At 46.8% G+C, this 10,660-nt stretch carries 9 protein-coding genes; 3 read left to right on the top strand and 6 right to left on the bottom strand.

Annotated elements, in window-relative coordinates:
- Together OEM52_10830 and elbB are read left to right on the top strand one after the other, a co-directional pair.
- Positions 1–939 (top strand): hemolysin family protein (locus tag OEM52_10830; GenBank protein MDK9700627.1); only part of this gene is annotated, 939 nt, incomplete at its 5' end.
- Positions 940–991: 52 nt separating this feature from the next.
- Positions 992–1,660, top strand: a complete 669-nt coding sequence (elbB, locus tag OEM52_10825) for an isoprenoid biosynthesis glyoxalase ElbB (GenBank protein MDK9700626.1) — start codon at positions 992–994, stop codon at positions 1,658–1,660.
- A gap of 114 nt (positions 1,661–1,774) precedes the next feature.
- Here the strand turns inward: elbB and OEM52_10820 are convergent, their stop codons facing one another.
- Together OEM52_10820 and OEM52_10815 are read right to left on the bottom strand one after the other, a co-directional pair.
- The gene (locus OEM52_10820; GenBank protein MDK9700625.1) at positions 1,775–2,743 is read right to left on the bottom strand and encodes a hypothetical protein; all 969 of its coding nucleotides are present in this window, start codon (positions 2,741–2,743) and stop codon (positions 1,775–1,777) included.
- 117 nt (positions 2,744–2,860) lie between these two features.
- Complete coding sequence (locus OEM52_10815) at positions 2,861–3,775, bottom strand: hypothetical protein (protein ID MDK9700624.1); 915 nt, start codon at positions 3,773–3,775, stop codon at positions 2,861–2,863.
- 360 nt (positions 3,776–4,135) lie between these two features.
- Here OEM52_10815 and OEM52_10810 point away from each other — a divergent pair, with 360 nt between their 5' ends.
- Positions 4,136–5,134: a DUF3365 domain-containing protein gene (locus OEM52_10810; GenBank protein ID MDK9700623.1), complete on the top strand. Its 999-nt coding sequence runs from the start codon at positions 4,136–4,138 to the stop codon at positions 5,132–5,134.
- Positions 5,135–5,192: 58 nt separating this feature from the next.
- On the opposite strand, the gene OEM52_10805 is transcribed toward OEM52_10810, so the two are convergent.
- From OEM52_10805 to OEM52_10790, 4 genes are all read right to left on the bottom strand, one after another.
- The gene (locus tag OEM52_10805) at positions 5,193–5,840 is read right to left on the bottom strand and encodes an NAD(P)-binding domain-containing protein (GenBank protein MDK9700622.1); all 648 of its coding nucleotides are present in this window, start codon (positions 5,838–5,840) and stop codon (positions 5,193–5,195) included.
- A 77-nt stretch (positions 5,841–5,917) separates the two neighbouring features.
- Positions 5,918–8,266: a TonB-dependent receptor gene (locus tag OEM52_10800; protein ID MDK9700621.1), complete on the bottom strand. Its 2,349-nt coding sequence runs from the start codon at positions 8,264–8,266 to the stop codon at positions 5,918–5,920.
- A 100-nt stretch (positions 8,267–8,366) separates the two neighbouring features.
- Positions 8,367–9,935, bottom strand: a complete 1,569-nt coding sequence (locus OEM52_10795) for a T9SS type A sorting domain-containing protein (protein ID MDK9700620.1) — start codon at positions 9,933–9,935, stop codon at positions 8,367–8,369.
- A gap of 129 nt (positions 9,936–10,064) precedes the next feature.
- Complete coding sequence (locus OEM52_10790; protein MDK9700619.1) at positions 10,065–10,286, bottom strand: hypothetical protein; 222 nt, start codon at positions 10,284–10,286, stop codon at positions 10,065–10,067.
- Positions 10,287–10,660: the final 374 nt, after the last annotated feature.

The raw sequence follows: 10,660 nt of genomic DNA, 5'->3' as shown, positions 1-10,660 counted from the left end.
TTACGTAATCCCGAGCGAGTCACTTTGTTGTTTGTTCGACCGTTACGTTGGCTGCTTTTACTCTCCTATCCGGCGGTACGATTTCTCAGCGCCTCAAGCGACGGCATCATGAAGATGATGCGGCTTAAACCAGCACCGGACAATGTTATCTCCGAAGAAGAAATCAAAGTACTGGTTGAACAAGGCACCGAAGGCGGTGTCTTTGAACAGGATGAACGGGAAATGTTCGAGGGGGTACTCGAATTAGCGAATACCCGCGCAGCAGCGCTCATGACTCCGCGTAACCGGATGGAGTGGTTGGACTTGAATCATTCCGAAGAAGAATTGCGACGGCAACTGGCTGCCAGTGCTCACACCCGCTTTCCGGTAGCACGCGGCGATTTGGACGCAATCGTCGGTGTACTGCATGCGAAAGAATATTTTTCCAAACGACAGCGCTCGGAACCGGTAAAGCTTGAGCACTTGATTCATAAAGCGGTAGTCATTCCGGAAAACGCGTCAGCGCTTCACGCACTACGGGAATTCAAACGGGCGAAAGAGCATATCGCGCTCGTGATCAACGAACACGGGACTTTACGCGGGCTGCTCACCATTAATGATGTTCTCGAAGCGGTTGTCGGCGCGATCCCAACGCCATTCGATCCCGCGCCGAAGGTGGCAGTACAGCGTGCCGATGGTTCGTGGCTGGTGGAAGGGATGATCGATATTGACGAATTCAAGGAGATGTTTCAAATTGTAGAACTCCCCAATGAGGAAGGACAACGCTACCAGACGCTCGGCGGCTTCATTGTGAACCACCTCTCCCGCATCCCGACCGCCGGCGATTTTTTTGAATGGGAAACTCTGCGGGTTGAAGTGGTCGATATGGATGGGCCGCGAGTTGACAAGGTGCTGGTGGGCCGAATTCGAATTTCTGAAGAAAACAAATCAAACTTGTGAGCCAAGAAAAAATATTGGTACTTTTCCATTGTTGACCAATTGGGAGGAAGTAATGACAAAAAAAGTGGGAGTTGTATTAGCCGGATGCGGCTATCTCGATGGCGCTGAGATACATGAAGCAGTGATAACGATGTTAGTGCTCGACCGAGCAAGCGTTGAAGTGGTTGCGATGGCGCCTGATAAACCGCAAGCGCATGTTGTAAATCATCTGACAGGCGAAGAAGCGAAAGGGGAAACCCGTAACGTATTGGTGGAAGCGGCGCGCATTGCCCGGGGAAAAATCCGCGACGTCGATCCGATGATCGCTGATTCGCTTGACGCCGTCATCATGGTCGGCGGTTTTGGCGCGGCGAAAAATATCTCTTCCTATGCCTTTGAGGGGACAAACGGCACAGTCGATGCCAAAATCGCCGAGTTGGCAAAACGGATGCACGAACAGAAAAAGCCGATTGGCGCGATGTGTATTGCACCGATGGTGGTAGCAAAAATATTTGAGAAGTCGGACATCCACCCAGCCATGACCATTGGTACCGACACCAATACTGCGCGCGATATCGAAGCGCTCAAGTCCCGTCATTTAAGTTGCAGTGTTACCGACTTTGTGGTCGACCGGGCGAATAAAATTGTCACGACACCGGCTTGGATGCTTGGTCCCCGTATCAGCGATGTGGAAAAAGGAATCGAGAAGTTAGTCGGAGAAGTGCTCGCACTGATTAACTGATAAGTATCTGCAATTGTATGAAAACCCCCGGAACACCGTTTCGGGGGTTAAACTATTTCTAAAGAGATTATCAGGTTGTCGCAGTTGAGTGTAGGGTGCACCTGCAGGAATATACTACCGCGGTAGCCATTTGAAATCAACTCGTGAATCGTTCGCCGCTTTGTAACGAGCGATGAATACCTGAAGCGACGCAAGTACACGATTTTGGATGTCGTTATATGCATCGAACCGGCTGACCAACAGATAGCTTTCGATATGCCAAATCGGAACATCGACCAATGTTTTATCACTTAAAAGTGAACCTTCCACAATCGGCCGGACATCTTGATTCACTTCAATCCGAATCTGCATGATCGAGTCACTGCTGTTCGAGAATCCCATAATTTTGTCGACTAGAATTGTAAGCCGTGGGGTCGTTTCCTTTTCCCAATTGGTGGGGAATCGAATGAAATCTATCCCATTTGTGTAGAGTGAGGTTTCGATTTCTTCTCGGAATAGGATAGAATCGCCAGCATTCGGGGTATATGCCGGCACATTAAGGATGAACTTATCGATGCCGCGCAGCGCATAATCCATCGAATCGAGCACGAGCGTTTCCGAATAGTTTACAATTGTGTAAGAACTACCCCGCATGTGTCGGGAGCCGGAGTACCTCGTAGTTCCGGAGTTACCCGTTGCGTTACCACTCTTGTCGGGAACTGACACTTTTTGCTTCGTTTGCTTGACCTCTTTTTGCGACTCTTTAATTGCGGCATCCGGTGTCGTCGGTGTAGCAATCTTGGTACCGCGTTCCGGTGAAATCGTCGTTGCATTTCCCGGTGTGGGGGTTGTGATGGGACGGGGTGTGATTACCTGATCCGCAGGCTGTATCGGTTTCTCGACTGGTGTTGGCGAAATCGTAACCGATTGCTTCACCTTCTCTGGAGCCGGGGCGGACAGTTTTACCGGAGCACTCTCAATCGTAGGAACAGGTGTCACAGCTTCGGTTGCTTTCGAGGTATCGACTGGTACCGACACTTTCTCTTTTGCCAATACGAATCCGGTGAGGATCGTGATAAGCAAGATGATGTAGATCGTCCGCATGGGAAATCTCCGGGTTAGCTGCCGATGCTCGGCAAAACATAATATTCGGTTCCATATAAGAATACGTGTCTGAACGGTAACAAGATAGGAAAGCTTAGCGTATAATCGTACAAAATACTACGGCTTTACGACCGGAAAATGAGTTTTACACCAGATGCGTAATGTATCACTCATCGGATACGAATCGATCCAATCGCTTGTTGTCGCTAAGTTGTCGTAGCGCACCATAACAAACTCATCGAGCTTGGGAATTCGCATTGTTTGATCAATCCGCTCCCACAGATGAAGCGGAAAATTCACATCATTGGGTAGTGCTATTCGTTCCTCAGCAGTTGTCATTGCCAGAATTGTGCCAGCGAGAATTGCTTGATGAGCAAATATCGCATATCTACGATCATGCCGGTAAAACTCTTGCAATTGTTCCATCGGATGAATCGCCAGAAAATTTCTACTCCAGGTTTGCAGCAATTTTCTCTCTGGTCGAGCCGCGATGCAACCGGCATTCCAATGGGGGAGAATCGATTGCCGGTCGATACTGGAAATCAAACTCACTTGATGGGGAACAACCTCACTACCACAAGCTTGATAAATGATCGACCAATATAGCGGGAGCGGTTCATTCGCAAGCGCAGATATATTGGCTAAATCGACGGGACGACATCCGAGTACTTTCTTGCTGGGGAGTTGTAGCGGATCGGGCGATTGTAAGAGTAAAACATCGCAATCTAACCAAACCAATGTTTCGCATTGGTTTGCCGCTGCCGCCTCGGCATGACCCGCGGCAACCGTTTTTGCTGCAAAGGGGAGTTTTCGGACTGTCACATCGAGGGGGAATCGGTGAATCGTAATTCGAAACGAATCGATCCGCGCTAGATCCTTCGGTTGGTAGTGGACGTCATCAGCGGGAATCATCCACCAGATGGGTGCGTTGGCATAGAGGCCGCCGAACGTGCGGATGCTCTCAGCCATCAGCAACGCTTCTAACTCCGTTGACTCGGAAAACACACAGCAGGCGAATAGCAGTAGATTCATTGATACTCTTTCTCCGCACCGGAAATTCTCATCGATGAAATGCGATCACAAGGGGTAGATTCTTCATCGCGATGAATCACTCTTAGCAATATTTAAATAAAAATTCTATTTGCTTTATAGACCATCCGATGTTGTCTTTGAAGATAGATATAATCTTTCCGATATCGTGCGGTGGTCTTTGTTTCATAAAAGAATCCTTAGTACCTTCCTTTCATCATAAGATAAACACAACATCCGAAAGTTACGAAGACTTCCAAAGAAGATAACTTCATGTTGTGACACAACCGGCAGATGCGACTTTACGAAACTGATGTTCATAGAATTATTTACGTTTCGGAGTGTGGAGCCTTGCAAATCAACTTGAAACCAACATTGCGTGCTGATCGAATGTTCACGCTACTTTCGATTAGCCTTTTTCTTGCACTTACGATCTCATATTTGTGGAGAAGTCATGTTATCCACATCAGTTCTATCGAATTAGCCAGGACATCTGCCCGAATCGCCTATGAGAAAGATGTCATCTATCGCCGCTGGAATGCGATGAATGGCGGTGTATATGTTAAAAATAGTGAGAAAACCCCACCCAATCCATATTTGTCCGATATTCCCGAACGCGATGTTACAACACCCACGGGAAAACCACTTACATTGGTCAATCCCGCTTATATGACTCGACAAGTGCATGAAATTGCCCAACACAACTTCGGTATTTACAGTCATATCACATCACTCCGCCCAATACGCCCCGAGAACAAGGCCGATGCTTGGGAGAGCATAGCGTTGTCATTGTTTGAAAAGGGTGAAAAAGAGTACTCTTCAGTAGAGATGATTTCAGAAAAAGAGTACATGCGCTTAATGCGTCCCCTGTATGTCGAACAGAGTTGCCTTGATTGTCATGCCAAGCAAGGTTACAAAATGGGTGAGGTGCGTGGCGGTATTAGCGTTGCTGTCCCGATGTTACCGTTATACGATGTGGAACAAAAAAAACGTACGGCCGATATTTTTGGGCATCTCATTTTTTGGGGTATCGCGCAAACCGGTTTAGCGATGCTGTGGCACCGCCTGAGAAAATCGGATATTGCGATGAATGCTGTACGAATCGAGCAGGAGAATACGATTCGAGAACTACAAGCGGCGTTACAAAACATCAAGCAGTTGAGTGGATTAATTCCAATTTGTTCAAGTTGTAAAAAAATTCGCGATGACCGAGGATACTGGACTCAGGTTGAAGAATACATTTCGCACCACACTGTAGCAGAGTTTAGCCACAGTGTGTGCCCCGAATGCATCATAAAACTGTATCCGGAATATGCCGAAGAGATCTTCAAAAATGTATCAGAGAATCAAACCAATCAGTAATATCGGTATATCTGTTCGATGAAAAGGTACGAGGGTGATTCAATCACCCTCGACATAGCTACTTCAACAATTTGAATGCGTGCATCCAGCGGTTTTCGCGAAATCCGGGGATACACCACAACATCGCCAACGGCTCGATTGCCCGCGCTGCCTCCACCGTTCCGCAATCTTCATATTCCCAGCCAAACTCGTCAAGAATTGATTTGGTTGTTTCTTTTGCGGTGTCGTTGTTACCACAAATAAACATCGTCGGTTTTGTACCGCCAATTTGCGGGTCAACCATTAGATAAGCGCCGACGCAACTAAAGCACTTCACGAAATTCGCTTCCGGCGCTGCCGCCTGAAATCGTTCCATCAGCGACTCGTTTTGAGCTGTGAAGTATTGCAATACACCATTTACCGGCCCCGTTTCGAGAATCGGATTCGTCGTATCGAGAATCGTCTTCCCTTTGAGATTAGCGAGTCCTGCTTTCTGTAACGTAGCGACTGCCGAAAACCCCTTTACCGCCAACACAAGAATTTCGCCAAACGCCGCGGTTTCGGTCAAACTACCTACCTGAACTGGTGCGGGCATTTCGCGGGTAAGTTCTTCGCGTTTTGCTGGAGTATCTGACCCAATCATGACCTCATAACCATGTTTAGCAAATCCTGCCGCGAGTGTTTTCCCTACAATGCCGGAACCTAATATTCCAATTTTCTTCTCCATCGATATATCCTTTCTCCTCAGGTTATTGATGGTACGAAACCAATCCATTCGGCAAATAACATCGGTACTGAGGAATTCTAAAACTCGGCGCTAATCCCGATTGACGGCAAGATGCCGATGTCGGTATTTTCCTCGACTTTTTGTTCCCGTTCGTTCCAGTTGTAACTGCTAACATTCTGGTGATTGTAGGCATTCTGAATATCAAGGTAGGTAACCAATGTCCAACCGGAACGATTCCAACGACGGTCGACTCGTAGATCAATCGAATGAAAATCGGGAATTCGTTTGGTGTTGTAACTGGCAGCGGATTGTTTGCCCACGTTATCGTAGGGGGTATACGGCGCACCGGTACCATAACGGAACTTTCCACTAAATTCCCATTTCGCATTCGGGACATATCCCCCGCTAATGTTCATAATCATACGCTGATCATACGAGCCGGGACGCTTCTTTCCATCGATTCCGGTAAAGTCGGTGCGACCAAATGTGAAGCTTGCAATACCATAACTCCGGATTTCCGATAATCGTTTCTGAATCAGGAGTTCAACCCCGCGCGAGATGCCGGTGCCGACACTGGACAACCGGTCTAATCCAAACGAGGAAAATCCTTCGCGGGAGCCACCAAAGCCGGCGCCAGTGTTGGCTAATACGAGGTAGCTGCGATCTAAACTTGCCGGATAGTCCCGATACTTTTTCAAATACCCTTCGATCCGAATCCGGGTATCCGGACGCAACCGCTTCTCATACCCCAACACCACCTGATCAGCCCGCAGGAACGCGAGGTCGCGATTCGCCGGATTGGAGGCAATCCACACATAGGATGGCGCCTGCCGATACACACCGCCACTCAGTGTCACTGAACTCTGTTCGCTTAAGGAATAGGTGAGCGATAGCCGGGGACTTACGGCGGTTTTGGTGCGAATCTGGTCGAAGTAATCAAGCCGTCCGCCTAACGAAGCAGTCATTTGTTTCATCATATTGTGCGACAACTGGAAATAGGCCGACGACTTAAAAGCCCGGTCTCGCCAATCCGTTTGAGTAAGTCGCAAGGAATCGCCAAAAGAGGTCTGTAATCCACGCAAAACAAGTGCTCCATCGGTTAACACTGTTTTCCCTTGGATGCCGGCAGAAATCGTTGTCGTAGGTGAAATTCGGCGCAGTACATCGCTGCGAAGTCCGGTTTCCCCTTCCTTCGATTGACTGGTGAAAATGGGTTGTAACAACGAATCGGTCTGAAGAAAATCATAATCGACATAGGTGCGGGTGAGGGCGTTGTTCCAAACCCCTTCTTTCATGACATGTTGCCACAAAACGCCGGAAAAGTATTGGTTCTGGGAACTCCCTAACACCTGCGAATTGTTGTAACGTTGGTCATCGGTGTCGTTAAAGAAACGAACTTTATCCAGAGCGCCGATATTTATCACTGAGATCTCATTCTTAGCATTGGGCCGATAGATGTACTTGCCAAGAAAATCCCAATACTCTGGTACAAAACCGAACCCGGCAGCTTTGAAAACAAAATCGAGATAACTGCGGCGAGCCGAAAAAAGAAAAGAGCTATTTCGATTAACTGGTCCTTCCAGATTGAAACCAAACTGCGATGCGGCTAACGTGGCTTTTCCACCGATCCGGTCCGACCGTCCCTCTTTCATGTTGATATCGGTAACCGACGAGAGCCGGTCGCCATACTTAACACCAAATCCCCCGGTGGAAAATGTCACATCCCGGACAAAATCAAGATTCACAAAACTGAGCGGTCCGCCCGAAGCCCCTTGCGTACCAAAATGATTGATGTTGGGTACTTCATGGCCATCGACGACATACAGATTCTCCGATGGCGCGCCGCCGCGGACAATCAAATCGTTCCGCCCCGCCGATGTTTGGGCGACACCCGGCAATACGGCGATTGCCCGGACAACATCTTCGTTTCCACCCGGAGCGCGACGAATTTCCTCATTGGATAACGTCTGAGAACTAACCGGAGTAGCTGGATTTTCTTCAAAGTAGGATGGCGTTACCACCACTTCGCTTAACTCAACGGAAGTTGGAGTTAACAGAAAAACGACTTCAGTCTGCTTCCCGGGCGCAACGACAATGTCCGACTTAATCAGCGGTTTATAACCGACGCTCGATGCCTGTATCCGGTACATCCCGGTAGCAAGGCTGCTGAACCGGAAATGTCCTTCGATATCGGTACGAACTCCATCGGACGTCCCCACCACCGATACACTTGCCCCGGGAATTGGTTCATTGGTGGTACCGTCCCGAACATGGCCTTGGACAAGACTTGCCGTTGCCGGTTGACCGAAAGCCAACGAATGTTGCAACAATAACAGAAACATCAACCCTAAGAATGGGAATAGAGGAAGGTTCCGGCGGGAAACCAGATTTGAATTGGTTAGGCAATTGGATTGTATTGATTGCATGGTTACTTCCATAGTATGTGATATTATCTCCTCGCTAGTCGGAAGAGGTACGAGTCATCTATACAAGTCGTTGGCAATCAGAGAATTATGAGATGAAAATCTATCTGAGGTAGTTGATCCGTTTTACGGAAACCTCGGAACCGCTTTGCAGTTGTACAAAGAAAGTGCCGGAAGCGAGTTGCTGGGGTTGCCACAGAATTCTTTGCGGCGTAGCTACGGGCAGGTTGCCGCGATACAAGGTTGCGACTTCCCGTCCGGTGAGATCGTAGATGGCGACAGTCGCATCGCCTGGCTGGGGTAGCCGGAAACGTATTGTTACGGATGAATTGAACGGATTCGGATAGGCGGGTAACAACTCAATCGAATTTGGCAGGGAGTAGGTTACATTGCCCGGCTCGCCAATCCCATTTTCCGGAAAGACTGGCGTTGTCCGGAAGGGGAAAGGGTTGACATAATTGTTCAAATTCATTCCAGCTCCATCAGGATTTAGAACATGGTGAGGGCCACTTGCATGTCCCCAATAACAATTGATTGCATTCGCCGTATCAATCCGGGAAGAACCCATCGGTGTTGTATCAAATGTTGAATTATTGTAGTAATCTGTGTTTGTAATGGAAAGTACGTTTGCCTCTGCGCTATTTTTTGAAAACAATGGTGATAGATTGTTCGAAAAGATGCATGAGTCTACATGAACATTATTACCTCGTATCAGAACTGATACACCGCTAATCGATTGAATTTTACAGCGCTTGAAGAACACCGGTGATGCACATCGAAACATTGCAAAACCGCCAGTGTTTTCATTAGTGCCATTAAATTCACAATCGCGAAATTCTACCAATGCCTGATTCGCACTAAGAGAGATTATTTGGTAGGAGTCGTCAGCAATCAACGAGTCAAATTGGCAATTCGTGAATAACCCGTATGTCATCCGAGCTGAGGCTGGTTCGATAGCATAACAGCCCAATCGACGAAACACCGAGTTTGAGACGACAAAATTATTACCAATCGATAATCCTGGACCACGGTGGTCAAATAGGCAATTCTCGATAAACAAACTGTCGCGAGCAAATATCGCAAAATCCGCATCGCGGCTTTGTTCTCGGTTGAAAAAAGAACTACGCGTAACAGTTAGTTTTCCACGCGCATAAATTGAGTGAACGTTTCCGATGTTATCATGCTGAAATACAGTTTTATCAATCGATAGTTTAGAATCAACATCTGACGTATAGATTAAACCTCTCGGAACTCCTTGGATCGAGTCGAATACATTTTCGATTCGACAGTTATCAAAAGCAACGTAAGAATTTGTGGCAATCATAACACCTGAGTTATATGAAGGTATGATAGGCGTGAATTTTAATCCAGCAACTCGTAAAGTGCAATTTTGTGCCGTGATAACTCGATTATTGCTTGCTTGCCAATTGGTTTGGTGAATTGCAGTTGAATCATGAGATAACAAATATAGTGATGCGATAGTGATAGACGAGGATAAAGTGATGGGCTCGGTGTATGTTCCGAGCCCGAGAATAATCGTATCACCACGATCGCAGTTAGAAATCGCTGAAGAAATTGTTGGATAATCATCCGGCACTCTTCTAATCGACGACCAGCAGATAGTGGCGAAAATAAAAAATGTCGTTAACAATGATAAATAACGGAACGTCATCTACAACTCAAGGTTTAAAGATGGTGATATGCAAAGTTCTATCACCAGAAACATAAACCGATTTCCAACTATGATATCCAGATACATTCACAGTGAAAGTAAGTTCATCGGGAGTAATACGTGACTCATTTAAATGACCACCGTGCTGTTTGGCTCTTTGATCTGGGTAGTAGCATCAATTCCGGCTGTACCATGGAATCGCATCGTATATGTCATTCCAGGATCCAACCAAACCGAACTTTGTTCAAACAACCCTTCCGAACTAATCGTGTGATCGTCTACTTCAGTTTCTGCTAAAGCGATGCTTGCTATAACAAATACAAGTCCAGCAAAGATCATTCTTGTTTTCATAGTATTCTCTGCAAAGTATTTCCTACTTAACAAAATCGCCAGTCGAAAAGGATGAGTGAGCGAGAATTCCTGTCACATTCATCCATTTGATTCTCAGGCGATAAATCTAACTTACTTTCTTTTTTGCACTTAGAATCAAGCGATTGTCAAATGTCCGCAACAATTCTGATATCTCTATCGTAATTCAATCAGTGGTGAAAGACGCCATCTTGTTGTTTGTCAAAGTAGAAGAGTTAGTAGTAAAGAATCTCTCAGAGAATGCTCGTATTTTATTTTGGGTATGAAACCAACAAGACCGCTTTTGTTTGTTCGCTTCCTTTTCGCTACTTTTTCGCAAGTTTCCTTTTGTGAGTAATCCTTTGACACTATTGACT

This window comes from bacterium (genome assembly GCA_030247525.1).
Taxonomy (GTDB): domain Bacteria; phylum Electryoneota; class JAOADG01; order JAOADG01; family JAOADG01; genus JAOTSC01.
This window is presented reverse-complemented; position numbering and strand designations above follow the sequence as displayed.